The organism is Streptomyces mangrovisoli (assembly GCF_000974985.2).
Taxonomy (GTDB): domain Bacteria; phylum Actinomycetota; class Actinomycetes; order Streptomycetales; family Streptomycetaceae; genus Streptomyces; species Streptomyces mangrovisoli.
The window spans coordinates 28,717-54,816 of record NZ_LAVA02000049.1 but is presented as its reverse complement, the minus strand read 5'-3'; the positions used below and the strand labels follow the sequence as shown (position 1 = coordinate 54,816).

The following is a 26,100-nucleotide window of genomic DNA, read 5'->3' as shown; positions in this document are numbered from 1 at the left end:
GCGATCACCGAGGGGGGCAGCAGCCTGTGCAGAGGCGGGGAATGGCGATGACGTCCACGTGGCATGGCCAGAAACTTACCGCGCGTAGGCGAATCGTGGCGCCCCGCCCCGTAAAAACACAGCCATACCGTTGCTTTGGCCGGGCCCCGGCAAACCCGGGTTTATCAATGGCCCCTTCTCCGTTCCCCGAACCGCCCCGGAACCGTCCTCATCAACGGCCGCTGAGCTTCCCGCTCATCCATTGCAGAGCCGCCGGGATCTCCCGGCGCCAGGTGTTGAAGTTGTGCCCGCCGCTCTCGAGGATGATCGACGCGATCCGGGTCGTCCCCTTGGCCCTGACCCGCTCCACGAACCTGAGCGTCGCCCGGTAGTTCGCCTCACCGACCTTGCTGCTGCTGACGAGCAATGAGGTGTCGGGTGCGGCCTCGTGATCGAGCAACCACCACAGATCGGCGTGATCGCGCAGATTCCCGTCCCCATGGAAGAGATCTCCGGTCGTGGGGTCGATCGGCGCTTTGTAGTACGGCGAGAGTCCTGCGGCCGCCGCGAACGCGCCGGGACGGTGCATGGCGAACTTCAAAGCGCAGTAGCCGCCCGTGGAATCACCGATGACACCCCAGTTGCCCGCTTTCCGGCCCACTCTGTAGTGCGCGGCCACCGCGTCCGGCAGATCCCTGGTGAAGAACGACTCCGTCCGGGGACCGCCGGGTACGTCCACGCACTCGGTGTCGCGCGGCGGCGCCACCGTGGGCCGCAGCATCACGAGGATCATCGGCTGCATGCGGCCGTTCTTGGCGAGCTCCAGCGCCGTGCGCGGGTAGTGCAGTTTGGTCACCAGCGCCTGGGCGGTGCCGGGGTAGCCCGTGAGGACGACGGCCGCGGGGAACGTACGGGTGCGGTACCGCGGCTGGAAGTACTCCGGCGGCAGATACACGTAGGCGGGCGTGGCGACACGGGTCGTACGCCCGACGATGTCGACCTTCTGGATCTGGCCGTCCACCTGGGGACGCGACCCGTCCACGCCCGCCACGCGCGCGGTGTCGAGCACTTCGAGCGGCCCGCCGCCCGGCGCGCCGTGCGCCCCGCGCGCGGCCTGCTCCACGACGACGCCCTGCGCGGTCTCCTTCCCGAGCAGGTCGGCCCAACTGGCGTAGAAGCCGAACTCCTGATTGGCCGCCAGCCCCACCGAGGCGAACAGGACGACCTGGGTGCACAGCAGCAGACCGATCCGCCCGCCGACGGACCGCCAGCCGCACCGGGCGAGCCGCGGCCACAGCCAGACCGTGCCGGCGAACAGCAGCACGGCGAGCGAGACCATCACCACCAGCACTGTGTTGCTCGTGAGACTCATGAGCCCAATCCGTCCTGCGTTCCGCGCACGGGACGGACGACACAACTGTCGTGTGGCCTTGCCCCGGGCTTTCCTTGGCCTTTGAACCGGCTTTCCGAAAGGGAGTGAACCTCTCTCCCCGAGACACCGTCCTAGAGGGCGCAATGTCGCCGGATGCCCGAATCGGGCACCGGGTCCAAGGTCTCTCGCAGAACTACGGGATGCGATGTCTGTCAGGATAGATGGGGAATTGTCGGGCGGGGTTCCGGGCCGATCGCACCGGGCGCTGCGCATAGTGCGCGGCCCCCGCCCCGAGGCCGTTCCCGCCTTCATCGGCAAGGCGTGCGCCCTCGTGGGCGTCCTCGACATTGCCGCGGGCGTGTTCCCGCGCTTCCGTCACAGCCGTATGCACGCCATGGCCGAGGTGCTGCCGGGCTCGTTCGGCCCCTTCGCCGCGGCCCTCTCGCTCAGCGTGGGCGTGCTGCTGCTGGTGCTGGCGCACGGGCTCAAGCGGCGCAAGCGGCGGGCCTGGCGGTCGGCCGTGGTGCTGCTGCCGGCGGGCGCCGCGGCCCAGTTCGTGTACCGGCACTCGATCACCGGCGCGCTCATCTCGGCGGCGCTGCTCCTGCCGCTGCTGCGCCACCGCGACGAGTTCGCGGCCCTGCCCGACCCGCGCAGCCGGTGGCGGGCACTGGCCAACTTCGTCCTCATGGGCGCGGGTTCCCTCGCGTTGGGGCTGGTGATCGTCAGCGTCCACCCGCACCGCATGGTCGGCGACCCGAGCCTGGCCGACCGGCTGACGCACGTCGTCTACGGCCTCTTCGGCTTCGAGGGCCCACTGGACTACCAGGGCAACACCTCCTGGACGGTGGCCTTCTCGCTGGGCGCCCTCGGCTGGCTCACCGCGGTCACCACGGTCTACCTCGCCTTCCGCCCCGAACACCCCGCCGCACGGCTGACGCCTGAGGACGAGTCACAGCTGCGCGCCCTCCTCGACAAGCACGGCGGGCGCGACTCCCTCGGTCACTTCGCGCTGCGCCGCGACAAGGGCGTCGTCTTCTCGCCCAGCGGCAAGGCCGCCGTCACCTACCGGGTGGTCTCCGGCGTGATGCTCGCCAGCGGCGACCCGATCGGCGACGTCGAGGCCTGGCCCGGCGCCATCGAGCGGTTCATGGACGAGGCCAAGGCCCACTCCTGGACCCCGGCCGTCATGGGCTGCTCCGAGACCGGCGGCGAGGTGTGGACCCGCGAGACGGGCCTGGACGCCCTCGAACTCGGCGACGAGGCGGTGGTGGACGTCGCGGATTTCTCGCTCGCCGGCCGTGCGATGCGCAACGTGCGCCAGATGGTCAAGCGCATCGAGCGAGCCGGTTACGAAACCCGGGTACGGCGCATCCGTGACCTCGGCGAGGCCGAACTCGACCGGATCCGGCGGGCCGCGGAGGACTGGCGCGGCACCGACACCGAGCGCGGCTTCTCCATGGCACTCGGCCGCATCGGCGACGCCTCCGACGGCGACTGCCTCATCGCCACCGCCCACAAGACCGACGAGGTCCCCGGCCCCTACGGCGACCTGAAGGCCATCCTGCACTTCGTCCCCTGGGGCGCGGACGGAGTCTCCCTCGACCTCATGCGCCGCGACCGGGCCGCCGACCCGGGCATGAACGAACTGCTGATCGTCGCCGCCCTCCAGGCGGCCCCGAAGCTCGGCATCGCCCGGATCTCCCTGAACTTCGCGATGTTCCGCGCGGCCCTCGCGCGCGGGGAGAAGATCGGGGCGGGCCCGGTGCTGCGCGCCTGGCGCGGACTGCTGGTCTTCCTCTCGCGCTGGTTCCAGATCGAGTCGCTGTACAAGTTCAACGCGAAGTTCCAGCCCCGCTGGGAGCCCCGCTTCGTGGTCTACCGCGCCTCCGGGGACCTGCCGCGCATCGGCTTCGCCGCGATGCAGGCCGAGGGCTTCGTGAACCTCGCGCTGCCGCTCCCCCGCTTCCTGCGCCGCCGCACCACCGCTCCCCGCGCGTGCGCCCACAGCCGCGCGGAGCGCGACATACGAGCGGCCTGACCGGACCGGCCCGAGCGGACGCCCCACCCCTCCAGCCCTGGGGCCCCGCTCGGGCCACCGCCGTCCCCGGTGCTCCCGCCCGCGCGGGAAAGGGCTGCGACCACAGGGGGCCTAGGCTGGAGCCATGAGTACGGTGCACGGGCGCGGGCGCGTCACAGGGCTTCCCGAGTGGGACCGCTGCGCGGTGATGGGCGTCATCAACGTGACCCCCGACTCCTTCTCGGACGGCGGCCGCTGGTTCGACACGACCGCCGCGGTCAAACACGGCCTCGAACTGGTTGCCGAGGGCGCCGACCTGGTCGACGTCGGCGGCGAGTCCACCCGGCCCGGCGCGACCCGCGTCGACGAGGCCGAGGAACTCCGGCGGGTCATCCCGGTGGTCCGGGGGCTGGCCTCCGAGGGCGTCACCGTCTCCGTCGACACCATGCGCGCCTCCGTCGCCGAGCAGTCCCTCGCCGCCGGCGCGGCCCTCGTCAACGACGTCAGCGGCGGCCTCGCCGACCCTGCGATGATCCCGGTCGTCGCCGACTCCGGCGCCCCCTTCGTCGTCATGCACTGGCGCGGCTTCCTCCAGGGCGGCAACGTCCAGGGGACGTACGACGACGTCGTCGCCGAAGTGGTCGCGGAGCTCCACGGGCGCGTGGAGGCCGTCCTGGCGGGCGGCATCGCCCCCGACCGGATCGTCGTCGACCCCGGCCTCGGCTTCTCCAAGGAGGCCGAACACGACCTGATCCTCCTCGCCCACCTCGACCGGCTGCTCGCCCTCGGCCACCCGGTCCTCGTCGCCGCCTCCCGCAAGCGGTTCCTCGGCCGCGTCCTGGCCGGCCCGCAGGCCGCCCCGCCGCCCGCGCGCGAACGCGACGCGGCCACGGCGGCGGTGTCGGCGATCGCGGCGCACAACGGCGCGTGGGCGGTGCGCGTGCACGAGGTGCGCGCTACAGCGGACGCCGTACGGGTCGCGCGCGCCGTGGAAGGAGCGCGCGCCGGAGGGAACGCGCCGGGCGCGGACCGCCCCGAAGGAGCCCGGTGAGCACCGCACACACCGACGTCGAACAGGTCGAGGCCGCGAACACGGCCTTCTACGAGGCACTCGAGCGAGGCGACTTCGACGAGCTGTCCGCCCTCTGGCTCACCCCCGCCGACCTCGGCGTCGACGAGTCGTACCACGACCCGGCCGACACCGGGGTGATCTCCTGCGTGCACCCCGGCTGGCCGGTCCTCACCGGACGCGCCGAGGTCCTGCGGTCGTACGCCCTGATCATGGCGAACACCGACTACATACAGTTCTTCCTCACGGACGTGCACGTCTCCGTCACCGGCGACACCGCCCTGGTGAACTGCACCGAGAACATCCTCAGCGGCGGCCCCGCACCCGAGGGGAACGACGAGCTCGGCCCCCTGGTCGGCCAGCTCGTCGTCGCGACGAACGTCTTCCGCCGCACCTCCGAGGGCTGGAAGCTCTGGTCCCACCACGCCTCCCCGGTCCTCGCCGAGAACGGTGAGGAGCAGGAGGACGACACCCCGTCCTGAACGGGTAGGAACCCCGCAGGGACCAAGAAGTGGTTGGGATCACCACCCCCCGGGTATGTGCGGCTACCAACCCATGAGCCGCCGGGCGCCCCAAGGGAAACGCGTGATGAATCCTCCCGGACCCGGCCTCGGGGCCCACCCCCGGCGGCCCGGCCCTGTCAGTGCCCGCAGGTAGATTCGGTCATGACCGGTGTGCCGCCCGCACACGGCACGGACCGGCCGCCACCGACGACTTCAGGAGTGATTCGCGTGGATCGTGTCGCGCTGCGGGGCCTCAAGGCCCGCGGGCACCACGGTGTCTTCCCCAAGGAGCGCGAGGAGGGCCAGACCTTCCTCGTGGACCTCGTCCTGGGACTGGACACCCGTCCGGCCGCGGCGGACGACGACCTCACGAAGACCGTGCACTACGGCATCGTCGCCGAGGAGGTCGTGGCCGTCGTCGAGGGCGAGCCCGTCAACCTCATCGAGACGCTCGCCGAACGGATCGCCCAGACCTGTCTGAAGCACGAAGGGGTACAGGAGATCGAAGTCTGCGTCCACAAGCCGGACGCGCCGATCACCGTGCCCTTCGACGACGTGACCGTCACGATCACCCGGAGCCGAGTATGACCGCGTCCTTCATGCCGGGCCCCAGCGACCCGACCGTACAGCCCGTGCCGGCCTCCGTCGTCGAGACGGTGGACGCCGCCGACACGACGCTCAGCAACCCCCGGCGCGCCGTGCTCTCCCTCGGCTCCAACCTCGGCAACCGCCTGGAGACCCTCCAGGGCGCCGTGGACGCCCTGGAGGACACCCCCGGCGTCCGCGTCAAAGCCGTCTCCCCCGTCTACGAGACCGAGCCGTGGGGCGTCGAGCCCGGCAGCCAGCCGTCGTACTTCAACGCCGTGATCGTCCTCAAGACCACGCTCCCCCCGTCCTCCCTGCTGGAGCGGGCGCACGCCGTGGAGGAGGCCTTCCACCGCGTCCGCGACGAACGCTGGGGCGCCCGCACGCTCGACGTCGACATCGTTGCCTACGCCGATGTCGTCTCCGGGGACCCGCAGCTCACCCTGCCCCACCCACGCGCCCACGAGCGCGCCTTCGTCCTCGCCCCCTGGCACGACCTCGACCCCGAGGCGCAGCTGCCCGGCCGCGGCGCGGTGGCCGATCTCCTGGGCGCCGTGACGCGCGACGGTGTCGCGGCCCGCCAGGACCTGGAACTCCGGCTGCCCGAGTAGTCGTTAAGGTCAGTGGCGTCACAGGCCGCGAAGGTCCGGGCCGCACCGGCCGGCCGGACCCAGTCCCGGGGGAGCTGAAGGAACACCGTGAGAGAGCTGCGCATCAGGGTGCTGGTCGGCGTGTTCGTCGTGGCCGGAGTGCTGTCCTGGGCGGGCGCCCGCCTGTGGAACGCGGTCGGGACCCTGCCCAGCGTGCCCCTGGCCGCACCGATCGTCCTCGCCCTGATCGCCGTGGTGCTGCTGTCCACGGCGCTCTCGCTGCGCGCCCGTCTGAAGGCCCAGCGTGAGCGCCGCCCCGGCGCGAAGGGCGTCGACCCGCTGATGGCCGCCCGCGCGGTCGTCTTCGGCCAGGCCAGCGCGCTGGTCGCCGCCCTGGTGGCCGGCATGTACGGCGGCACCTGCGTCTTCCTGCTCCAGCTCCTGGACATCCCCGCCCGCCGGGACCAGGCCTTCTACGCCGGCTTCTCCGTCGTCGCGGGCATCGGCGTGATAGCGGCCGCCCTGTTCCTGGAACGCGTCTGCAAGCTCCCCGAGGACGACGACGAGAACCACCCGGGCGCGGCACCGGTGTCCTGAACAGCTGCCACGACACCGGGCGCCCACCTCAACGGTTCAAAGCATCAACGCCTCAACGCCTCAACGCGCCATGATCAGGCTCATCGCCTCGTTGCGCGTCGCCGCGTCCCGCAACTGCCCCCGCACGGCCGAGGTGAGGGTCTTGGCCCCGGGCTTGCGGATGCCCCGCATCGACATGCACATGTGCTCGCACTCCACCACGACGATGACTCCGCGCGGCTCCAGAATCTCCATCAGCGAGTCGGCGATCTGCGTGGTGAGTCGTTCCTGCACCTGCGGACGGCGGGCGAAGACGTCCACGAGCCGGGCCAGCTTGGACAGGCCCGTGATCTTCCCGGACGTCGCAGGGATGTATCCGACGTGCGCGACACCGCGGAAGGGCACCAGATGGTGTTCACACGTCGAGAACACCTCGATGTCCTTGACCAGCACCATTTCGTCGTGCCCGAGATCGAAGGTCGTCGTGAGCACGTCCTCGGGCTGCTGCCGCAGACCGGCGAATATCTCCCGATAGGCCCGCGCCACCCGTGCGGGAGTCTCCCTCAGGCCCTCGCGGTCCGGGTCCTCGCCGACCGCGATCAGCAGTTCGCGGACGGCGTTCTCGGCGCGCTTCTCGTCGAACTCGCCGATGATGGCCTCGCCGTCGAGCGTCACGGGGTCGGTCATGTGGTGCCTCGTTTCTGTACGTCCCTGTGTCGTGCAGCGCGGACATACGAAAACGCCGCGCCCCCCAGGCTAGAACCTGGGGGGCGCGGCGTGCATTCCGGGCCTGGTGAGGCCGTCAGCCGTCGGTGCGGTCCTCGGGGGCCTGCTCCGTGACCGGGGCGGACTCCGTGGCCGTCGACTTGACCGTGCTGATCGCGGGCGTCGCGCCGTTGGCGCCGTTCGTCAGTGCGAGCTCCTTGGGGGAGAGCACCGGCGGACGGGTGGACGGCGTGCGGCGCGAGGAACCGGTCCACGCGGGCCGCGGCGGGCGCTTGACGATCGGGGCGAAGATCTCGGCGATCTCCTCCTTGCCGAGCGTCTCCCGCTCCAGCAGCTGGAGCACCAGGTTGTCGAGGACGTCGCGGTTCTCGACCAGGATCTCCCAGGCCTCGTTGTGCGCGTTCTCGATGAGCTTCTTGACTTCCTCGTCCACCAGGGCGGCGACCTCTTCCGAGTAGTCGCGCTGGTGGGCCATCTCGCGGCCGAGGAACGGCTCGGTGTTGTCGCCGCCGAACTTGATCGCGCCCAGACGCTCGGTCATGCCGTACTGCGTGACCATCGCGCGAGCGGTGGTCGTGGCCTTCTCGATGTCGTTGGCCGCGCCCGTGGTCGGGTCGTGGAAGACGAGCTCCTCGGCCGCGCGGCCGCCCAGCATGTAGGCCAGCTGGTCCAGCATCTCGTTGCGCGTGGTCGAGTACTTGTCCTCGTCCGGCAGCACCATCGTGTAGCCGAGGGCACGGCCGCGCGACAGGATCGTGATCTTGTGGACCGGGTCGGAGTTCGGCGAGGCCGCCGCGACCAGGGCGTGTCCGCCCTCGTGGTACGCGGTGATCTTCTTCTCCTTGTCCGACATGATCCGGGTCCGCTTCTGCGGTCCCGCCACGACGCGGTCGATGGCCTCGTCGAGCATGGAGTTGTCGATCAGCTTGCGGTCGCTGCGCGCGGTGAGCAGGGCGGCCTCGTTGAGGACGTTGCTCAGGTCCGCGCCGGTGAAGCCCGGCGTGCGACGGGCGACGGCCGCGAGGTCGACGTCCGGCGCGACCGGCTTGCCCTTCTGGTGGACCTTGAGGATCTCCAGACGGCCCAGGAGGTCCGGCGGGTCGACCGCGATCTGGCGGTCGAATCGGCCGGGACGCAGCAACGCCGGGTCGAGGATGTCGGGCCGGTTCGTCGCGGCGATGAGGATCACGCCGCCCTTGACGTCGAAGCCGTCCATCTCGACGAGCAGCTGGTTCAGGGTCTGCTCGCGCTCGTCGTGCCCACCGCCGAGGCCGGCGCCGCGGTGGCGGCCGACCGCGTCGATCTCGTCGACGAAGACGATCGCCGGGGCGTTCGCCTTGGCCTGCTCGAACAGGTCACGGACCCGGGAGGCACCGACACCGACGAACATCTCGACGAAGTCGGAGCCGGAGATCGAGTAGAAGGGCACCCCGGCCTCGCCGGCGACGGCGCGCGCGAGGAGCGTCTTGCCGGTACCCGGGCGGCCGTACAGCAGCACGCCCTTGGGGATCTTGGCGCCGACGGCCTGGAACTTGGCCGGCTCCTGGAGGAACTCCTTGATCTCCTGGAGCTCCTCGACCGCCTCGTCGCAACCCGCGACATCGGAGAAGGTCGTCTTCGGCGTGTCCTTGGTGATGAGCTTGGCCTTGGACTTGCCGAAGTTCATGACCCGGGAGCCGCCACCCTGCATCTGATTCATCAGGAACAGGAAGACGACCACGATGAGGACGAAGGGGAGCAGGGAGAGCAGAACGCTGAGGAACGGGTTCTGCTTGGACGGCGAGACGGTGTAGCCGTCCGGGATCTGCTTGTCCTGGTACTTGGTCTGCAGCGTGCCGGCGATGGTCACGCCCTGGTCGCCGATGTAGCTCGCCTCGATCTTCGAGCTGCCGTCGACCTTGACGCCGTCCTTGAGCGTGACCTTGATGGTCTGCTCGTCACCGGTGGTCAGCTTTGCCGACTGCACCTTGTTGTCGTTGATCGCTGCTACGACCTGGCCTGTGTCCACCGTCTTGTAGCCGCCGGACGAGCCGACGACCTGCATCAACACGACCACGGCAAGGACGGCCAGCACGATCCACATGACCGGCCCACGGAAGTATCGCTTCACGTCCATCCATACGGAGCGATGCCGCCCCGTCCCTCCTGCCATAGTGAGTTTGATAAGACAGTTCTTCTGACGGTACCCCAGCATTGTTGCCCGAAGCCGCACCTGGCCGCTCCGAGGGCCGGGGTTCCCGTCCTCTGCATGCTCCAACGGCGCGAACCCCGCTGGGGTTCCCGACGGTCCTGCGAAGCTCGGGCCCTTCGAAGGCCCTCGCCCGGTCGGCAGCCGAGGCCGCCGACCGCCGACGTCGGCAGGCGGGTTCAGCCGCCGTAGACGTGAGGCGCGAGCGTACCGACGAACGGGAGGTTGCGGTACTTCTCGGCGTAGTCGAGGCCGTAACCGACGACGAACTCGTTGGGGATGTCGAAGCCGACCCACTCGACGTCGATGGCGACCTTGGCGGCCTCGGGCTTGCGCAGCAGCGTGCACACCTTGAGGGAGGCGGGCTCGCGGGAGCCGAGGTTGGAGATCAGCCACGACAGGGTCAGGCCGGAGTCGATGATGTCCTCGACGATCAGGACGTGCTTGCCCTTGATGTCGGTGTCGAGGTCCTTCAGGATCCGCACGACCCCGGAGGACTGGGTGCCCGCGCCGTACGACGACACGGCCATCCAGTCCATGGTGACGGGGGTGGACAGCGCTCGCGCGAGGTCGGCCATGACCATCACGGCACCCTTGAGGACGCCGACGATCAGCAGGTCCTTGCCCGCGTACTCCGCGTCGATCTCCGCGGCCAGATCGACCAGCTTCGCGTCGATCTCTTCCTTGGTGATGAGCACCGTCTTGAGGTCGGCACCCATGTCTTTCGCGTCCACCCGCATCACTTTCGGTCGTCCCGCACTGACGGCTCCGGCCCGTCCGGGGTCCTCCGGAGAGAGGGCCGGCTCTCAGCCTTGCCGGATCACCAGTCTGCCACCCTGCCGCTGAGCGACGACTTTGCCCGGGAGATTGATCGCTCCCTGGCCACGCCATCCGGTGATCAGCCGGTCGACTTCCTCGATGTGCCGGGCGAACAGCGAACCGGCCGGCGCGCCCGCCTCGATGGCGGCGCGGCGCAGGATGCGGCGGCGTACGGCGGGCGGCAGGGCGTAGAGCTTGGCGCACTCCAGCAGTCCGGTGGCGTCACGGACGGTGGATTCGGCCTGGCTGGCCCAGGCGTCGAGCGCGTCGGCGTCGTCGCGGGAGAGCTGGGCCGTCCGGGCGAGCGCCTCGACGACTCCCTTGCCGAGCGCCTTCTCCAGGGCGGGCAGGCCCTCGTGGCGCAGCCGGGAGCGGGTGTAGGCCGGATCGGTGTTGTGCGGGTCGTCCCAGACCGTGAGGGACTGCGCCATGCAGGCCCTGCGGGCGGTCTGCCGGTCGAGGTGCAGGAAGGGGCGGCGGTAACGGCCGTCGGCCCCCGAGACCGCGGCCATCCCGGACAGGGAGCGGATGCCGGAGCCGCGGGCGAGCCCGAGCAGCACGGTCTCGGCCTGGTCGTCGCGGGTGTGGCCGAGCAGGACGGCGGCGGCGCCGTGGTCCTCGGCGAGGGCGTCGAGGGCGGCGTAGCGGGCGTCGCGGGCGGCGGCCTCGGGGCCGCCGTCACGGCCGACGGTCACGGCGATGGACTCGACGGGGTCGAGGCCGAGTCCGCGCAGCCTGAGGACGACTTCCTCGGCGCGCAGGTCGGAACCGTGCTGGAGGCCGTGGTCGACGGTGATGCCGCCGGCGCGGACGCCGACTTTGGGCGCCTCGAAGGCGAGGGCGGAGGCGAGCGCCATGGAGTCGGCACCGCCGGAGCAGGCCACGAGCACGAGCGGCGCGGGCGCGCGCCCGTGTCCGGCCGGGGCCGGGGCGGCGTGGGCCGGGGTGGCGTGGTGGTCGGTGAGGATGTCGTGGAGTACGCGGCGGACCGCCAGGCGTATCGCCGCGACCGCAGGATGGGGACCCATGTCCGGTTCCCTTCATGAAGTTGTCGGGGGGTGAACCCGAGACCGGTCACTCAGAGTGTGTCGATGGTGACAGAAACGGGCGGTGTCCCGAGCATTGCACGCCCACCCATGGCTCACGGTCCCTCGGACGGGTGATTGAAGGGGCGTTCGTCCGCCGTAGGCCGGATCCGATTCACGCCGCTCGGACGGGTGTCACGGCTCGGCCCTGCGGTGCACCCGCGCGACCCAGTCCGCCGGTTTGGCGATCTCCGACTTGGTCGGGAGGGTGTTGGGCGAGGTCCACACGCGGTTGAAGCCGTCCATGCCGACCTCCTCCACGACGGCGCGCACGAAGCGTTCGCCGTCGCGGTACTGCCGGAGCTTGGCGTCGAGGCCGAGGAGCTTGCGCAGCGCCATGTCGAGGCGGGAGGCGCCCTTGGCGCGGCGCTGCTGGAACTTCTCGCGGATCTCGGAGACGCTCGGCACGACCTGGGGGCCGACTCCGTCCATGACGTAGTCGGCGTGGCCCTCCAGGAGCGACATGACGGCGGTGAGCCGGCCGAGGATCTCGCGCTGGACGGGGGTCTGCACGATCTCCACGAAGGAGCGGCCGCCGTCGTCCTCCTCGCCCTCGGGGCGGCCGCCGGCGAGCGACTGGGCGGCCTCCCTCATGCGTTCCAGGACGGTCATGGGGTCGACGTCGGTCTCCCCGAGGAACGACTGGATTTCGCCCTCCAGGTGGGCGCGCAGCCAGGGCACGGCGGTGAACTGGGTGCGGTGGGTCTCCTCGTGGAGGCACACCCAGAGCCGGAAGTCGTGGGGCTGGACGTCGAGTTCGCGCTCGACGTGGACGATGTTGGGCGCGACGAGAAGCAGCCGTCCGGCGCCGTTCGCGCCCGCGGGCAGGTCGCGGGTGGCGGGGGCGAAGGTCTCGTACTGGCCGAGGACGCGGGAGGCCAGGAAGGACAGCAGCATGCCCAGTTCGACGCCGGTGACCTTGCCGCCGACGGCGCCGAGGACGGCACCGCCGGTGCTGCTGCCGCGGCGTTCCTGCATCTTGTCGAGGAGGGGCTTGAGGATCTCCCGGAACCCGGCGACGTTGGCCCGGACCCAGCCGGGTCGGTCGACGACGAGGACGGGCGTGTCGTGGGTCTCCTCGGTGCCCATTCCGGTGAAGCCGCGGACGTGTTCCTCGGATGCCTTGGCGTGCCGGCGCAGCTCGGCGACGACGGCGCGGGCCTCGTCGCGGCTCACCTCGGGGCCCGGCCGCAGGAGTCGGGTCGCGGTCGCCACCGCGAGATTCCAGTCGACCATCTCCGCACCACCGATGCTCGTCATGCGTCAACGGTACGTGAGCGCCGCCGCTTGGGGCAGGCCGCGGAGGCGGGTGCCTCCGACGGCGTGCCGCGGGTGACGGACGGGGCTGCGGGGGCCTTCGGGCGGCGCCGAGTCCGGTGAGGGCGGCAGCCGGGAGCCGGAGGCCGGCGAGCGGGACAGCCGGGACCCGCGGGCCGGGGAGCGGGACAGCCGGGACCGCAGGCCAGGGACGAAGCCGCGAGCCAGGAGCCGGTGGGCGGAGGCCGCTGAGCAGAGGCGGGTGGGCAGGGGCGTGCGCAGGGGGTGGGCGCAGGGGGTGGCCGCTGACCAGGCGTCGGCTCAGTGGCAGCCGCACCCCGCGAGCGCCGTCGCCGTCCGGTCCAGGGCGGACTGCGCCGCCGCCGGGTCGGTGGTGCCGGACGCCAGGAAGGCGAAGGCCAGCAGCCGCCCGTCCTGGTCGACGACCGTGCCCGCCAGCGTGTTCACGCCGGTCAGGGTGCCCGTCTTGGCGCGTACGACACCCGCGGCGCCGTCGGTGTAACGGCTGCTCAGGGTGCCGGTGAAGCCGGCGACGGGCAGGCCGGTGAGGACCGGGCGGAGTTCGGGGTGGTCGGCGGCGCCGGCCTTGACGAGCAGCGCGGTGAGGAGGTCGGCGGTGAGCCGGTCGTTGCGGTTGAGCCCGCTGCCGTCGTTGAACCGGGCGCCCTGGAGCGGGAGTCCGAGCTTCTTCAGCTGGGCGGCGATCGCGGTGGCCCCGCCCTCGAACGAGGCGCGTTCGCCGGTGGCGACGGCGGTCTGGCGGGCGAGCGCCTCGGCGATGTCGTTGTCGCTGTTGGTGAGCATCCGCTCGACGACGGTGGACAGCGGGGGCGAGGAGACCGTGGCGAGGGTGGTGGCGCGGCCGGTGGCCTTGGAGGGACCGGGGGAGGTCGTCGTGACGCCGTGGGAGGCGAGGAAGCCGGCGAACTTCCGCGCCGCGTCGGCGGCCGGGTCGCTCACCCGGGTCACCGGTCCGCTGACCGAGTCGTCGGTGCGGCCCTCGTCGGCCGTCAGGGCGCTCACCGGCGCGAGGTTGGGGTTGACGCCGATGGGATGGACCTCGGGGCCCGCGTACAGGGTGGTGTCGTACGACAGCGTCACCTTGTGCACGCCGCGCTTCTTCAGGGCGCTCGCGGTGTCGGCGGCGAGGGTGCGCAGGCTGGCCCAGCCGTCGCTCTTGGCGCGGGCGGTGAGGGTGGGGTCGCCGCCGCCGACCAGGACGAGTTCCTGGGTGTCGGGTTCGAGGGCGGCGCGCGTGGTGAAGCGGTGGTCGGCGCCCAGCGCGGACAGCGCGGCGACCGCAGTGGCGATCTTGGTGGTGGAGGCGGGGGTGAGGGCGTCGTCCGCGCCGCTGCCGTAGAGCCGCTTCCCGGTCGCCACGTCGACGACGGCGGCGGCGTGGCCGGCGCCGAGCGCCGAGTCGCCGAGGAGCGGGCGCAGGACGTTTGTGAGCGCCTGGGAGGTCGGTGCCCCGGCGGCGGATCCGGCGGCCTTCGTGGTGCCGTCCTCGCCGCCCAGGCCGGCGAGGACGGTCGCCGCGCTCGGCGCGGGCTTCGGCGTCCGGGGCCTGGAGGCCGTCGCGGCCCCGTCTCCGTGATCTGCGCCACCCGTCCGTTCCCGGGCGGCCGCCCAGTCCCGCTCGGCCGTACGCTGACCGGTGGCATCCCAGGGGCCGGCGGCGTTCACCACGACGAAGGCCAGCGCCAGTCCGGCGCCTGCGGCGCCCGCGGTGTACTGCCAGGTCTTGCCGGGCCTGGGCCGCGTGACCCGCGCGACCTGCGGTTTCACGGCCTTCGCCAGCCGCGCGACCCGCGGTCGCACGGCTGCCGTGGCACGTCCGAGGCGCGGTCGTACGACGTCCGCGGCCTTCGCCAGACGCGGTCGTACGGCGTTCGCGGCCCGCACCACGTGCGGTCTCGCGGCTCGCCAAGGCCTCAGCTCTGGCACGACCACCAGCCCCTTTCGCGATCACCCACCTGCGTGAGGGACACTTAATCACCAGAACTATGTGCTGATCATGGAGGAGCCACCGGTGGAGTTCGACGTCACGATCGAGATCCCGAAGGGTTCGCGGAACAAGTACGAGGTGGACCACGAGACCGGTCGGATCCGCCTCGACCGTCGACTCTTCACCTCGACCGCCTACCCGACCGACTACGGATTCGTCGAGAACACCCTCGGCGAGGACGGCGACCCGCTGGACGCGCTGGTCATCCTTGACGAGCCGACCTTCCCGGGCTGCCTCATCAAGTGCCGCGCGATCGGCATGTTCCGCATGACGGACGAGGCCGGCGGCGACGACAAGCTGCTGTGCGTCCCGGCGACGGACCCGCGCGTGGAGCACCTGCGCGACATCCACCACGTGTCGGAGTTCGACCGCCTGGAGATCCAGCACTTCTTCGAGGTCTACAAGGACCTGGAGCCCGGCAAGTCCGTCGAGGGCGCCAACTGGGTCGGCCGCGTCGACGCCGAGATCGAGATCGAGCGGTCGTACAAGCGCTTCAAGGAGACGGGCGGCCACTGAGCCCTCCAGGGGCACGCCTCCCCCGCGAGGTCCCTCGCCCCGGAACTCCCGAGAACGGGCCGCACGCGCACGCGTGCGGCCCGTTCTCGCGTCCGCGCGCGCTACGGGTGGCCCGTTCGCCCGGCCCGGGGTACGGATGCGCATACTGATGCTCACGGAAGGTGTCGTTCCAGGGAGCGTTTTCGCAGTGACGGAGGCGGAGGACCGCAAGCCGCAGTCGGACGAGGCGACGTCGGAGTTCGCCCTCCCCGAGGGGCTGGACGTCCCCAAGGGGCCGAGCGAGTCCGAGACGACGTCGGAGTTCGCCCTCCCGCGGGGCCTGGAGGCCCCGGCGGCGGCCGGTGAGCCCGAGGGGTCGGCGTTCAGCCTGCCGAGCACCTACAACAGCGGACAGGCCCCGCCCGCCTTCACCCCGGCGACCGGGATGCCCCTGGTCAGCCTGACCAAGGACGCGCCCTGGCAGGACCGGATGCGCACCATGCTGCGCATGCCGGTGACCGACCGGCCCGCGCCCGAACCGGTGCAGAAGGCCGAGGAGGGCGGTCCGGCCGTCCCGCGCGTGCTCGACCTGACGCTGCGCATCGGAGAGTTGCTGCTGGCGGGCGGCGAGGGCGCCGAGGACGTCGAGGCGGCGATGCTGTCGGTGTGCCGCTCCTACGGCCTGGACCGCTGCGAGCCGAACGTCACCTTCACGCTGCTGGCGATCTCCCACCAGCCCTCGCTGGTCGACGACCCGGTCTCCGCGTCCCGCACGGTCCGCCGCCGGGGCACCGACTACACGCGCCTGGCGGCCGTCTACGCCCTCGTCGCCGATCTGAGCGACCCGGAGACCCACGTCTCCCTGGAGGAGGCCTACCGGCGCCTGGTGGAGATCCGGCGCAACCGGCACCCGTACCCCACCTGGGTGCTCACCGCGGCCGCCGGGCTGCTCGCCGGCGCCGCCTCCGTGCTCGTCGGCGGCGACCCGGTGGTGTTCGTCGCCGCCGCGCTCGGCGCGATGCTCGGCGACCGGCTGGCCTGGCTGTGCGCGGGGCGCGGGCTGCCGGAGTTCTACCAGTTCACGGTGGCCGCGATGCCGCCCGCGGTGATAGGGATCGCGCTCACCCTCGCCGACGTGGACGTGAAGGCGTCCGCGGTGATCACCGGTGGGCTGTTCGCGCTGCTGCCGGGGCGGGCGCTGGTCGCGGGTGTGCAGGACGGCCTCACCGGTTTCTACATCACCGCGTCCGCGCGCCTGCTGGAGGTCATGTACCTGTTCGTCGGCATCGTCGTCGGCGTGCTCGTGGTGCTGTACTTCGGCGTGTATGTGGGCGCCCAGCTCAACCCCGACGTGGCGCTGGGCAGCAGCGAGCGGCCGCTGTGGCAGATCGGCGCGTCGATGCTGCTGTCGCTGACCTTCGCCGTCCTGCTCCAGCAGGAACGATCCACCGTGGTGGCGGTGACCCTCAACGGCGGTGTCGCGTGGTCGGTGTACGGCGCCATGCACTACGCCGGCAACTTCTCACCGGTCGCCTCCACCGCCGTGGCGGCCGGCCTGGTGGGCCTGTTCGGACAGCTGCTCTCGCGCTACCGGTTCGCGTCGGCGCTGCCGTACACGACGGCCGCGATCGGACCGCTGCTGCCTGGCTCCGCGACCTACTTCGGGCTGCTGGCGATCGCCCAGAACGACATCGACAAGGGGCTGGTGTCGCTGTCCAAGGCCGCGGCGCTGGCCATGGCGATCGCCATCGGCGTGAACCTCGGCTCGGAGATCTCGCGGCTGTTCCTGCGCGTCCCGGGAGCCGGGCGCGCGGCGGGGCGGCGGGCCGCCAAGCGGACCAGGGGCTTCTGAGCGCCCGCCCGGCCCGCTGTCGCGGGCGGGCGCGCGGGACGGCTCAGTAGCCCTCGTCGTAGGGGTACTGGCCGTTCTGCTGCGGGTGTCCCTGGCGGGCGCCGTACGGTTGCTGCGGCTGCTGCTGGTGCTGCGGATGCGGCTGCTGCTGGTACGGCTGCTGCTGGGCGTACGGCTGGTGCTGCTGGGGCTGGGGCTGCTGGGCGTAGGCCTGGTCGAGCTGCCGGGCGTAGTCCTGCGGGTCGGGGTCCTGACGGCCGTACGCCTGCTGGTTCTGCTGGGCGTAACCGTCCTGGGCGTATCCGTCCTGGCCGTATCCCTGGTGCGCGTGGTTCCGGTGGTCGTAGCCCTGCTGGTGCCCCTGCTGGTGGTGACCCTGCTGCCGGTGACCCTGCTGGTCGTACGGCTGCTCGTCGTATCCCTGGTGACCTTGGTGGCCCTGGTGGCTCCGGTGGCCCTGGTGGCCGTACGGCTGGTCCGCCGCCGGGACGGGGCGCAGGCGCGTGGTGGCGTCGTCCATGAGCGGCTGGTGCGGCGGGAACGGGTCCTGCCCGTGCCCGTGGGCCTCGGCGTCCTGGCCGTCGCTCTCCTGGGAGGCCTCGCGGCCCTCCTTGCGGGCCTTCATGTACTCGATGATCACCGGGACGAGCGAGATGACGACGATCAGGACCAGGATGGCCTCGACGTTGTTCTTGATGACGGTGATCTGGCCGAGGAAGTAGCCCGCGACGGTCACGATGGTGCCCCACAGGGCGCCCCCGACCACGTTGTACGTCAGGAACGTGCGGTACTTCATGCGGCCGGCGCCCGCGATGATCGGCGCGAAGGTGCGCACGATCGGCACGAAGCGGGCCAGGACGATCGCCTTGGGGCCGTAGTTCTCGACGAACTCGTGCGCCTTGTCGAGGTTCTCCTTCTTGAACAGCTTGGAGTTCGGGCGGTTGAAGAGTTTCGGCCCGAAGAACTTGCCGATCAGGAAGCCGACCTGGTCACCGAGGACGGCCGCGGCCACGATCAGGGTGCACACCAGCCACAGGGGCTGATGGATCCACTTGCCGTCGGCCACCAGCAGGCCCGCCGTGAACAGCAGCGAGTCACCCGGAAGGAAGGCGAACAGGCCCGACTCGGCGAAGACGATCACCAGGATGCCGATCAGGCCGAAGGTCGAGATCAGATAGTCCGGCGTAATCCACTCGGGGCCTAGGGCGAGGGTGGTAGTCACGAGTTCCGGGCTCCTGAGGGGTGAGGGCGATCGGTGCGGCGGAAGGACCGCCCAAAGCTACAACGCGGCGCCACAGGAGCAGGTTCCAGGGCTGCTCCCAGGATGCACTGTGCCTTCGCTGGGACAAAGCTGTGAGCCATGAGCATCGATGATTACGGCGGCGGCCAGGGCCCCCACCCGGACGTCCTGGTCGTCACCACCAACGACGTGCCCGGCCGCCGCGTGCAGAGCGTGATCGGCGAGGTCTTCGGGCTGACCGTGCGTTCCCGGCATCTCGGCAGCCAGATCGGGGCGGGCCTGAAGTCGATGATCGGCGGTGAGCTCAAGGGCCTCACCAAGACCCTGGTGCAGACCCGCAACCAGGCCATGGAACGTCTCGTGGAGCAGGCACGCGCGCGTGGGGCGAACGCGGTGCTCGCGTTCCGCTTCGACGTGTCGGAGGCCGCGGACGTCGGCACCGAGGTGTGCGCCTACGGCACCGCGGTCGTCCTCGCGGAGGAGTGAGCGCGCACCGCGCGGACCACGGCGTCCGGCACGCGGGCGCACCGATCGCCTCGTGTGCGCCCGCGCCGCTCACCCGCCGTGCCGGGTCGCGTTGGCGGCGATCGCCTCCTTGAGGTGCTCGGCCAGACCCGCGCGCGTGGAGTCGTAGAACGCCTTGAAGCGCTCGTCGGCGACGTACGTGTCGCCGAGGCGGCGGTGCATCTCGTACGAGCACTCGTAGTAGTACGTGCTGATGTGCCGCCGGTGCTCCTCCGCCAGGTCCATGGCCGCCTCGCCCGCGGGCGGCTCGTCCGCCGCCATGAGGGCGCCGTAGCGCTCCGTCCAGTCCGTGACCTCGGCCTGGATGCGCCGCCAGTCCTCTTTCGTGTAGCGGGCGACCCTGCGCTGCGACTCGGCGTACTCCCGCGTGCCGCCCCAGCGCTGCTCGGCCTCCTCGTCGTACTGTCCCGGGTCCTTGTCCCCGAAGACCTCGAACCGTTCCTCGGGCGTGAGGTTGATGCCCATCCTGCGTGCCTCCATGGCGTGCTCCACGGCCGCCGCCATCTTCCTGAGCTGTTCGATCCGGGCGGACAGCAGTTCGTGCCGGCGGCGCAGATGCGCGCGCGGGTCCGCGTCCGGGTCGTCGAGCAGGACGGCGACCTCTTCGAGGGGGAAGCCGAGCTCTCTGTAGAAGAGGATCTGCTGGAGCCGGTCGAGATCGGCCTCGGCGTAGCGCCGGTGGCCCGCGTGGCTGCGCTCGCTCGGGACCAGCAGGCCGATGGCGTCGTAGTGGTGCAGCGCACGCACCGTGATCCCGGCGAACCCGGCGACCTGACCCACGGAGTAGCTCACTTCCGCCTCCTTTCTCGGTATGCGTCCACGCTGCCGCCTCCCGCTGCGTGAGGTGCAAGCCGGTTCGTCCGGCCCCTCCCGGGATGTTCCGTACCTTTTGCCCGCTTATCGTGAGCCCGTGGCTCAGGACACCGCGCCGCAGGCGCCGACGACCTCCCCGGCGACGCCCGCCCGGATCCTGCTGCCGCTGATCCTGCCCTCGGTCGTGGTGGGCGTGGTCGCGAGCCTGCTGTTCGTGGGCGTGAGCAAGGCGGCCGAGGAACTCCAGCACGTGCTGTGGAACGTCCTGCCGCAGGCACTCGGGATCGGCGCCTACTCGGACCTGTGGATGCTCATCATGCTCACGGCGACCGGCGTCGCGGTCGGGCTCGTGGTGTGGAAGGTGCCGGGCCATGCGGGCCCCGACCCCGCCACCCTCGGGCTGGACGCGCCCGCGCTGCCGCCCACGGTGCTGCCGGGGCTGGTGCTGGCGACCTGCCTGATGCTGGCCGGCGGGCCGAGCCTCGGACCGGAGAACCCGATCATCGCCGTGAACGTCGGGGTCGCGATCTGGCTGGGCGGCCGGTTCATCCCCCGGGTACCCGACAACCTGTGGGCGGCGCTGGCGGAGGCGGCCACGATCGGTGCGCTGTTCGGCACCCCGGTGGCGGCGGCCCTGGTCATCTCCGAGGCGCTGGCCGGGCGGAAGACCAGGGGGCTGCTGTGGGACAACCTCTTCGCGCCGCTGGCCGCCGCCGCGGTCGGCGCCACGACCACCACGCTGGTGGCCCATCCCAGCTTCGACCTGCACCTGCCGCCCGTCGACCAGCCCGACGGCCGCAACCTGCTCGCGGCCGTCGTCATCGCGGCGGCGGGCGCGCTGCTCGGCCTGTGCGCGGTGTACGCCTTCCCCTATGTACACCGGGCCTTCCAGCGGCTGCGCCATCCCCTGCTGATGCTCCCGCTCGGCGGCGTCGTGCTCGGGGGGCTGGCGGCGGTGGGCGGGCATCTGACCCTGTTCAAGGGGCTGCACGAGGTCGGGGTGCTGGCCCACGACCCCGACGGCTGGTCGGCCGGGCAGTTCGCCACGATGGCGGTGGTCAAGCTGGCGGCGCTGCTGATCGCCGCGTCGAGCGGCTTCCGGGGCGGCCGGATCTTCCCCTCGGTGTTCGTGGGGACCGCCCTCGGCCTGTGCGCCCACGCCCTGGTCCCCGACGTCCCGCCCGCCGTCGCGGTGAGCGCGGGTGTCCTGGGCGTGCTGCTGGCGATCACCCGGCAGGGCTGGATCAGCCTCTTCACGGCCGCGGTGCTGGTGTCGTCGACCAGCATCCTGGCCCTGCTGTGCATCGCCTCCCTGCCGGCCTGGCTGCTGGTGACCGGGCGGCCGCAGATGCAGCTGCGGCCGGACGGGACGGCGGTGCGATGACCCGCGGGGACGGCGGTACGACGACCGGCCCGGACGGCGGTGCGACGACGGCCTCGCCTGGGTTCGACGGCGGGGAAGAAAAAGCGGCGATCCGTGAACCGCTCGGCCGTGCCGATCCGATGAGGAGGTAACGGGCCCAGGACGGGAACGGACGAGAGCCAACGAGAGCCGAAGAGAACAGGCGAGAGCCGAAGAGAACAGAACAAGAGCAGAACAAGTACAGGCGAGAGCAGGCGAGAGCAAGACAAGACCGAGGCAGCAGGACCCGACCGCGCGATCCATCCACAGCACACCCACCCAGGGGAGTTTCCATGCCGCTGCACAAGGGCGACAAGAAGCCCGACGAACGCCCGATGGCCGTGAATCCCTTCATCGGGGAGGCCAACCCGGTGGCCGGCATGATCGAGGCGCCGCCCAAGCACCGGTTGCCGGACTCGCCCCTGCCCCCGATGACGGCGGCACAGATCGTGCACGACGAGCTGATGCTCGACGGCAACTCCCGGCTGAACCTCGCCACGTTCGTCACCACGTGGATGGAGCCCGAGGCCGGGGTGCTGATGGCGGAGTGCCGCGACAAGAACATGATCGACAAGGACGAGTACCCGCGCACGGCGGAACTGGAGCGCCGCTGCGTGGCGATGCTCGCCGACCTGTGGAACGCGCCGGACCCGTCGGCGGCCGTGGGATGTTCGACGACGGGCTCCAGCGAGGCGTGCATGCTCGCCGGGATGGCGCTGAAGCGGCGCTGGGCGCAGCGCAACGCGGACCGCTACCCCGGCCGTACGGTCCGGCCGAACCTGGTGATGGGGGTCAACGTCCAGGTCTGCTGGGACAAGTTCTGCAACTTCTGGGAGGTGGAGGCCCGCCAGGTCCCCATGGAGGGCGACCGCTACCACCTGGACCCGCGGGCCGCGGCCGCGATGTGCGACGAGAACACCATCGGCGTGGTCGGCATCCTGGGCTCCACCTTCGACGGGTCCTACGAGCCGATCGCGGATCTGTGCGCCGCGCTGGACGCCCTTCAGGAGCGGACCGGCCTGGACATCCCGGTGCACGTGGACGGCGCCTCCGGCGCGATGGTCGCCCCGTTCGTCGACGAGGACCTGGTGTGGGACTTCCGGCTGCCGCGGGTCGCCTCCATCAACACCTCGGGCCACAAGTACGGCCTGGTGTACCCGGGTGTCGGCTGGGCGCTGTGGCGGGACAAGGAGTCCCTGCCGGAGGAGCTCGTCTTCCGCGTCAACTACCTGGGCGGCGACATGCCGACCTTCGCCCTCAACTTCTCCCGGCCGGGCGCGCAGGTCGTCGCGCAGTACTACACCTTCCTCCGGCTGGGCCGTGAGGGCTACCGGGCGGTCCAGCAGTCCACCCGGGACGTGGCCATGAGCCTCGCCGACCGGATCGAGGCCCTGGGCGACTTCCGGCTGCTGACCCGTGGCGACGAACTGCCGGTGTTCGCCTTCACCACGGGCCCGGACGTCACGCGGTACGACGTCTTCGACGTCTCCCGGCGGCTGCGGGAGAACGGCTGGCTGGTACCGGCGTACACCTTCCCGGCCAACCGCGAGGACCTCTCGGTGGTCCGGGTGGTGTGCCGCAACGGCTTCTCGTCCGACCTGGCCGACATGTTCGTCGACGATCTGACCCGCCTCCTGCCGGAGCTGCGCAAGCAGGCCCATCCGCTGAGCCAGGACGCGGCGGTGGCGACCAGCTTCCACCACTGAGCCCGGCCTCACCCCCAGGAGGTGCCCTGCTCCAGCGCCACGAGTTCGAAGGCGGTCTTGCCGTCGATCGACTCGCGGATGATGTCGGCGTGGCCGGCGTGCCGGGCCGTCTCGCGGATCAGGTGCAGACAGAGCCAGCGCATCGAGACCCGGCCCTCCGGCGGGAACCAGGGCTGATCGGGCAGCGGGAAGGTGTCGTCGAGACTGGGGACGGAGCGGATGAACGCCTCCGTCTCGGCGGCGATCTTCTCCCAGTGGGCGAGCTGCGACTGGAGGGTCTCGTCACCGATCAGCTGGAAGGTCTCGTGCCAGTTGGACTGGTCGCGCTGGACCGCGGGCGGCTCCTGGCGGGCCCGGGCCAGCCAGCTCTGCTCGACCTCGGCGACATGCTTGACCAGGCCGGCCAGGGACAGCTCACCGGCGGTGGGCCGGGACGAGGCCTGCTCGTCCGTGAGGCCGAGCACCGCCCGCCGGATGCCGCCGCGCTGCTCGGCGATGAAGGACAGAAGGGCACCGCGCTCGTCGCCCGGGGCCTCGGCAGGTACGTGCATGACCATGGCAGCCGCCTTTCGTCGGTTCCCGGCCGGGGCTCGTCCCCGTCCGGTACCGACGAAGCTACGGGCCATTGAGGACAGATTCTGTCCTCAATGGCCCGTGGCGGGAGATCGACTCGCCATCACCCGTAAGACACGTCATCACCCATAGGAGGGGAGGGAGGCTAGAACGGGAAGCCGCTGCGGCCGTGCTGCACCGAGATCCACTTCAGGGTGGTGAAGGAGTCCTGCGTGGTCTCGCCGTTGAGGCGGCCGACGCCAGAGCTCTTCTCCCCGCCGAAGGGTACGAGGGGCTCGTCGTGGACGGTGCCGTCGTTCACGTGGAACATGCCGGTGTCGATCTGCTTGGCGAAGGCCACGCCCCGCTCGATGTCACCGGTGTGGACGGCGCCGCTCAGCCCGTAGGGCGTGTCGTTGACGATGCGGACCGCCTCCTCCTCGCCGTCGAAGGGGATGAGGAAGGCGACCGGGCCGAACACCTCCTGCCGCAGCAGGGCGGAGTCGGCGGGGACGCCGGTGAGGACCGACGGCTCCACGAGGTTGTCGGTGGTGGCGCCGTGCACCAGCGCGGTGGCGCCGTCGGCGATGGCCTGCTCGACGGTGCCGGAGACGGAGTCCGCCTGCGAGGAGTTGATCAGCGGGCCGATGACGGTCTGCGGGTCGCGCGGGTCGCCGGTCTTCAGGGTCTTGACCTTGGCGACGAACTTCTCGGTGAACTCGTCGGCGATGGAGCGGTCGACGAGGACGCGGTTCGCGGCCATGCAGACCTGGCCCTGGTGGACGTAGCGGCTGAAGACCGCGGCGTCGACGGCGTAGTCGATGTCGGCGTCGTCGAGCACCACGATCGCGCTGTTGCCGCCGAGTTCGAGCACCGAGCGCTTGAATTGCGAGGCGCAGACGGTGGCGACGTGGCGGCCGACCTTGTCGGAGCCGGTGAAGGAGATGACCTTGGGAATGGGGTGCTCGATGAAGGCGTCACCGATCTCGGCGATGTCCGTGATGACGACGTTCAGCAGACCGCCCGGCAGACCGGCGTCCTCGAAGATCTTCGCGACGAGGGAGCCGCCGGTGATGGGCGTGTTCTGGTGCGGCTTGAGGACCACGGCGTTGCCGAGCGCGAGCGCGGGGGCCACGGACTTGATCGACAGCAGGAAGGGGAAGTTGAAGGGGCTGATCACGCCGACGACGCCCACCGGCACGCGGTAGAGGCGGTTCTCCTTGCCGTCGGTCGGCGACGGCAGGATCTTGCCCTCGGGGCGCAGCGACAGGTGGATCGACTCGCGCAGGAACTCCTTGGCGAGGTGCAGCTCGAACGCGGCCTTCAGGTGCGTGCCGCCGAGTTCGGCGATGATCGCCTCGGTGATCTCGGGCTCGCGGTCCTCGATGACGCGCAACGCCTTCTCGAACACGGCACGGCGGGCGTAGGGGTTGGTGCGGGCCCATTCCTTCTGGGCGCGCGCGGCGGCCTGGTAGGCCTCGTCGACCTCGTCGACGGTGGCTATCGTGATCGAGGCCAGCTTCTCGCCGTCGTACGGGTTGAAGTCGATGATGTCCCAGGAGCCGGTTCCCGGGCGCCACTCACCGTCGATGTACTGCTGGGCCAGGTCGGTGAAATAGGACGACGACATGTGATCCCTCAATCCCCTGCTGCCGAGGCGGTCGGCGCAGTCGCAGCAGACACCTGATCAACTTCCCGGTCTGATCACACGTCATCGTACTTGCGTCATAGGGGAGTTGAGGGTGCTCATCGGCCAACCCCCGCGACATCCACAGGAAAACCGAGGGTTTTCCCTCCGGGTCGCGAAGCGGGCGGAACCGGTGCCGTCTCCTGCCGCGGGACTTTCGCAACACGCCCTAGGACAGCTGGAGCAGTCCGCGCAGCAGGTCGCGGCTCTCGTCGGGGCCGGGGCTGTCCTGCTGGAGTTCCTTGATCGCCTTCTCGTACTGGGCGACGTCCTCGCGCTTGTCGAGATAGAGCGCGCTGGTGAGCTGCTCCAGATAGACGACGTCCGAGAGGTCGGACTCGGGGAAGCTCAGGATGGTGAAGGCGCCGCTCTCGCCCGAGTGCCCGCCGAAGCTGAACGGCATGATCTGGAGCCGCACATTGGAGCGTTCGGAGATGTCGATGAGGTGCTGGAGCTGGCCGCGCATGACCTCTCGGTCACCGTAGGGGCGGCGCAGGGCGGCCTCGTCCAGGACGATGTGGAACTCGGGGGCGTTCTCGGCGACGAGGTACTTCTGGCGCTCCAGGCGCAGCGCCACGCGCCGCTCGACGTCCGCCTCGCTGGCGCCCTTCATGCCGCGCCGGACGACGGCGCGGGCGTAGGCCTCGGTCTGGAGCAGTCCGTGGACGAACTGGACCTCGTAGGCGCGGATGAGGGACGCGGCGCCTTCGAGGCCCACGTAGGTGGGGAACCAGGTGGGCAGGACGTCGGAGTAGCTGTGCCACCAGCCGGCGACATTGGCCTCGCGCGCGAGGGAGAGGAGGGAGGTGCGTTCCATCTCGTCCGTGATGCCGTAGAGCGTCAGGAGGTCTTCCACGTCCCGCGTCTTGAAGCTCACCCGGCCCAGCTCCATCCGGCTGATCTTCGACTCGGAGGCGCGGATCGAGTAGCCCGCCGCCTCTCGCGTGATCCCCCGTGCCTCTCGCAGTCTCCTGAGTTGCGAGCCGAGCAGCATCCGCCGCACCACCGATCCGGGCTCTCCCGCGCTCAC

At 70.9% G+C, this 26,100-nt stretch carries 23 protein-coding genes; 11 read left to right on the top strand and 12 right to left on the bottom strand.

Features of this window, described 5'->3' with window-relative positions:
• Positions 1–211: 211 nt before the first annotated feature.
• On the bottom strand, positions 212–1,351 hold the full coding sequence (locus tag WN71_RS21590) for an alpha/beta hydrolase (protein WP_046589028.1): 1,140 nt from the start codon (positions 1,349–1,351) through the stop codon (positions 212–214).
• A gap of 229 nt (positions 1,352–1,580) precedes the next feature.
• Between WN71_RS21590 and WN71_RS21585 the strand changes: the two genes are divergently transcribed.
• The 6 genes from WN71_RS21585 (at position 1,581) to WN71_RS21560 (ending at position 6,715) form a co-directional block, all read left to right on the top strand.
• Positions 1,581–3,392, top strand: a complete 1,812-nt coding sequence (locus tag WN71_RS21585) for a phosphatidylglycerol lysyltransferase domain-containing protein (RefSeq protein WP_046589031.1) — start codon at positions 1,581–1,583, stop codon at positions 3,390–3,392.
• Positions 3,393–3,516: 124 nt separating this feature from the next.
• Positions 3,517–4,422, top strand: a complete 906-nt coding sequence (folP, locus tag WN71_RS21580) for a dihydropteroate synthase (protein ID WP_079178008.1) — start codon at positions 3,517–3,519, stop codon at positions 4,420–4,422.
• Positions 4,419–4,922 carry a nuclear transport factor 2 family protein gene (locus tag WN71_RS21575; RefSeq protein WP_046589035.1) on the top strand — a complete coding sequence of 168 codons (504 nt, stop codon included), beginning with the start codon at positions 4,419–4,421 and terminating at the stop codon, positions 4,920–4,922. Before folP ends, WN71_RS21575 begins: the two co-directional genes overlap by 4 nt.
• 249 nt (positions 4,923–5,171) lie before the next feature.
• Entirely contained in the window at positions 5,172–5,531 is a 360-nt protein-coding gene (gene folB / locus WN71_RS21570) for a dihydroneopterin aldolase (RefSeq protein ID WP_046589039.1), read from the top strand.
• Positions 5,528–6,139: a 2-amino-4-hydroxy-6-hydroxymethyldihydropteridine diphosphokinase gene (gene folK / locus WN71_RS21565; RefSeq protein WP_046589041.1), complete on the top strand. Its 612-nt coding sequence runs from the start codon at positions 5,528–5,530 to the stop codon at positions 6,137–6,139. Before folB ends, folK begins: the two co-directional genes overlap by 4 nt.
• An 87-nt stretch (positions 6,140–6,226) precedes the next feature.
• Positions 6,227–6,715, top strand: coding sequence for a DUF3180 domain-containing protein (locus tag WN71_RS21560; protein WP_046589044.1), 489 nt, complete (start codon positions 6,227–6,229; stop codon positions 6,713–6,715).
• 60 nt (positions 6,716–6,775) lie between these two features.
• Here WN71_RS21560 and folE read toward each other — a convergent pair whose 3' ends face one another.
• From folE to dacB, 6 genes are all read right to left on the bottom strand, one after another.
• On the bottom strand, positions 6,776–7,381 hold the full coding sequence (gene folE, locus WN71_RS21555) for a GTP cyclohydrolase I FolE (RefSeq protein WP_046589046.1): 606 nt from the start codon (positions 7,379–7,381) through the stop codon (positions 6,776–6,778).
• Between the two features lie 115 nt (positions 7,382–7,496).
• Positions 7,497–9,536: an ATP-dependent zinc metalloprotease FtsH gene (gene ftsH, locus WN71_RS21550; protein ID WP_046589051.1), complete on the bottom strand. Its 2,040-nt coding sequence runs from the start codon at positions 9,534–9,536 to the stop codon at positions 7,497–7,499.
• A 251-nt stretch (positions 9,537–9,787) separates the two neighbouring features.
• Positions 9,788–10,348 (bottom strand): hypoxanthine phosphoribosyltransferase, encoded by a 561-nt coding sequence (gene hpt, locus WN71_RS21545; RefSeq protein WP_046589053.1) that lies wholly within the window; start codon positions 10,346–10,348, stop codon positions 9,788–9,790.
• A gap of 66 nt (positions 10,349–10,414) precedes the next feature.
• The gene (tilS, locus tag WN71_RS21540) at positions 10,415–11,455 is read right to left on the bottom strand and encodes a tRNA lysidine(34) synthetase TilS (protein ID WP_046589055.1); all 1,041 of its coding nucleotides are present in this window, start codon (positions 11,453–11,455) and stop codon (positions 10,415–10,417) included.
• A gap of 192 nt (positions 11,456–11,647) precedes the next feature.
• Positions 11,648–12,772 (bottom strand): zinc-dependent metalloprotease, encoded by a 1,125-nt coding sequence (locus WN71_RS21535; RefSeq protein WP_046589057.1) that lies wholly within the window; start codon positions 12,770–12,772, stop codon positions 11,648–11,650.
• Positions 12,773–13,090: 318 nt separating this feature from the next.
• The gene (gene dacB / locus WN71_RS21530) at positions 13,091–14,743 is read right to left on the bottom strand and encodes a D-alanyl-D-alanine carboxypeptidase/D-alanyl-D-alanine endopeptidase (RefSeq protein WP_079178007.1); all 1,653 of its coding nucleotides are present in this window, start codon (positions 14,741–14,743) and stop codon (positions 13,091–13,093) included.
• Positions 14,744–14,822: 79 nt separating this feature from the next.
• Here dacB and WN71_RS21525 point away from each other — a divergent pair, with 79 nt between their 5' ends.
• Both WN71_RS21525 and WN71_RS21520 read left to right on the top strand, forming a co-directional pair.
• Positions 14,823–15,314, top strand: coding sequence for an inorganic diphosphatase (locus WN71_RS21525; protein WP_046589060.1), 492 nt, complete (start codon positions 14,823–14,825; stop codon positions 15,312–15,314).
• Positions 15,315–15,501: 187 nt separating this feature from the next.
• Positions 15,502–17,145, top strand: coding sequence for a threonine/serine exporter family protein (locus WN71_RS21520; protein WP_046589062.1), 1,644 nt, complete (start codon positions 15,502–15,504; stop codon positions 17,143–17,145).
• A 43-nt stretch (positions 17,146–17,188) separates the two neighbouring features.
• Here WN71_RS21520 and WN71_RS21515 read toward each other — a convergent pair whose 3' ends face one another.
• Positions 17,189–18,367 carry a DedA family protein gene (locus tag WN71_RS21515; protein WP_046589064.1) on the bottom strand — a complete coding sequence of 393 codons (1,179 nt, stop codon included), beginning with the start codon at positions 18,365–18,367 and terminating at the stop codon, positions 17,189–17,191.
• Positions 18,368–18,505: 138 nt separating this feature from the next.
• Between WN71_RS21515 and WN71_RS21510 the strand changes: the two genes are divergently transcribed.
• Entirely contained in the window at positions 18,506–18,871 is a 366-nt protein-coding gene (locus tag WN71_RS21510; protein ID WP_046589066.1) for a YbjQ family protein, read from the top strand.
• A 69-nt stretch (positions 18,872–18,940) separates the two neighbouring features.
• On the opposite strand, the gene WN71_RS21505 is transcribed toward WN71_RS21510, so the two are convergent.
• Positions 18,941–19,702, bottom strand: a complete 762-nt coding sequence (locus WN71_RS21505; RefSeq protein WP_046589068.1) for a MerR family transcriptional regulator — start codon at positions 19,700–19,702, stop codon at positions 18,941–18,943.
• 118 nt (positions 19,703–19,820) lie between these two features.
• Between WN71_RS21505 and WN71_RS21500 the strand changes: the two genes are divergently transcribed.
• Together WN71_RS21500 and gad are read left to right on the top strand one after the other, a co-directional pair.
• Entirely contained in the window at positions 19,821–21,107 is a 1,287-nt protein-coding gene (locus WN71_RS21500) for an ion channel protein (protein WP_046589070.1), read from the top strand.
• Between the two features lie 311 nt (positions 21,108–21,418).
• Entirely contained in the window at positions 21,419–22,831 is a 1,413-nt protein-coding gene (gad, locus tag WN71_RS21495) for a glutamate decarboxylase (protein WP_046589072.1), read from the top strand.
• A gap of 8 nt (positions 22,832–22,839) precedes the next feature.
• On the opposite strand, the gene WN71_RS21490 is transcribed toward gad, so the two are convergent.
• From WN71_RS21490 to WN71_RS21480, 3 genes are all read right to left on the bottom strand, one after another.
• Positions 22,840–23,388, bottom strand: a complete 549-nt coding sequence (locus WN71_RS21490; protein ID WP_046589074.1) for a DinB family protein — start codon at positions 23,386–23,388, stop codon at positions 22,840–22,842.
• 161 nt (positions 23,389–23,549) lie between these two features.
• Positions 23,550–25,013: an aldehyde dehydrogenase family protein gene (locus tag WN71_RS21485; RefSeq protein ID WP_046589076.1), complete on the bottom strand. Its 1,464-nt coding sequence runs from the start codon at positions 25,011–25,013 to the stop codon at positions 23,550–23,552.
• Between the two features lie 226 nt (positions 25,014–25,239).
• Positions 25,240–26,064, bottom strand: coding sequence for a helix-turn-helix domain-containing protein (locus WN71_RS21480; protein WP_046589136.1), 825 nt, complete (start codon positions 26,062–26,064; stop codon positions 25,240–25,242).
• Positions 26,065–26,100 lie beyond the last annotated feature (36 nt).

Excerpts from the sequence above, each read along its gene's own strand:
- WN71_RS21590 (WP_046589028.1), bottom strand. The coding sequence starts at position 1,351 with ATGAGTCTCACGAGCAACACAGTGCTGGTGGTGATGGTCTCGCTCGCC.
- folP (WP_079178008.1), top strand. The coding sequence starts at position 3,517 with ATGAGTACGGTGCACGGGCGCGGGCGCGTCACAGGGCTTCCCGAGTGG.
- folK (WP_046589041.1), top strand. The coding sequence starts at position 5,528 with ATGACCGCGTCCTTCATGCCGGGCCCCAGCGACCCGACCGTACAGCCC.
- folE (WP_046589046.1), bottom strand. The coding sequence starts at position 7,381 with ATGACCGACCCCGTGACGCTCGACGGCGAGGCCATCATCGGCGAGTTC.
- ftsH (WP_046589051.1), bottom strand. The coding sequence starts at position 9,536 with ATGGACGTGAAGCGATACTTCCGTGGGCCGGTCATGTGGATCGTGCTG.
- hpt (WP_046589053.1), bottom strand. The coding sequence starts at position 10,348 with ATGCGGGTGGACGCGAAAGACATGGGTGCCGACCTCAAGACGGTGCTC.
- tilS (WP_046589055.1), bottom strand. The coding sequence starts at position 11,455 with ATGGGTCCCCATCCTGCGGTCGCGGCGATACGCCTGGCGGTCCGCCGC.
- WN71_RS21535 (WP_046589057.1), bottom strand. The coding sequence starts at position 12,772 with ATGACGAGCATCGGTGGTGCGGAGATGGTCGACTGGAATCTCGCGGTG.
- WN71_RS21510 (WP_046589066.1), top strand. The coding sequence starts at position 18,506 with ATGAGCATCGATGATTACGGCGGCGGCCAGGGCCCCCACCCGGACGTC.
- gad (WP_046589072.1), top strand. The coding sequence starts at position 21,419 with ATGCCGCTGCACAAGGGCGACAAGAAGCCCGACGAACGCCCGATGGCC.
- WN71_RS21490 (WP_046589074.1), bottom strand. The coding sequence starts at position 23,388 with ATGGTCATGCACGTACCTGCCGAGGCCCCGGGCGACGAGCGCGGTGCC.
- WN71_RS21485 (WP_046589076.1), bottom strand. The coding sequence starts at position 25,013 with ATGTCGTCGTCCTATTTCACCGACCTGGCCCAGCAGTACATCGACGGT.
- WN71_RS21480 (WP_046589136.1), bottom strand. The coding sequence starts at position 26,064 with ATGCTGCTCGGCTCGCAACTCAGGAGACTGCGAGAGGCACGGGGGATC.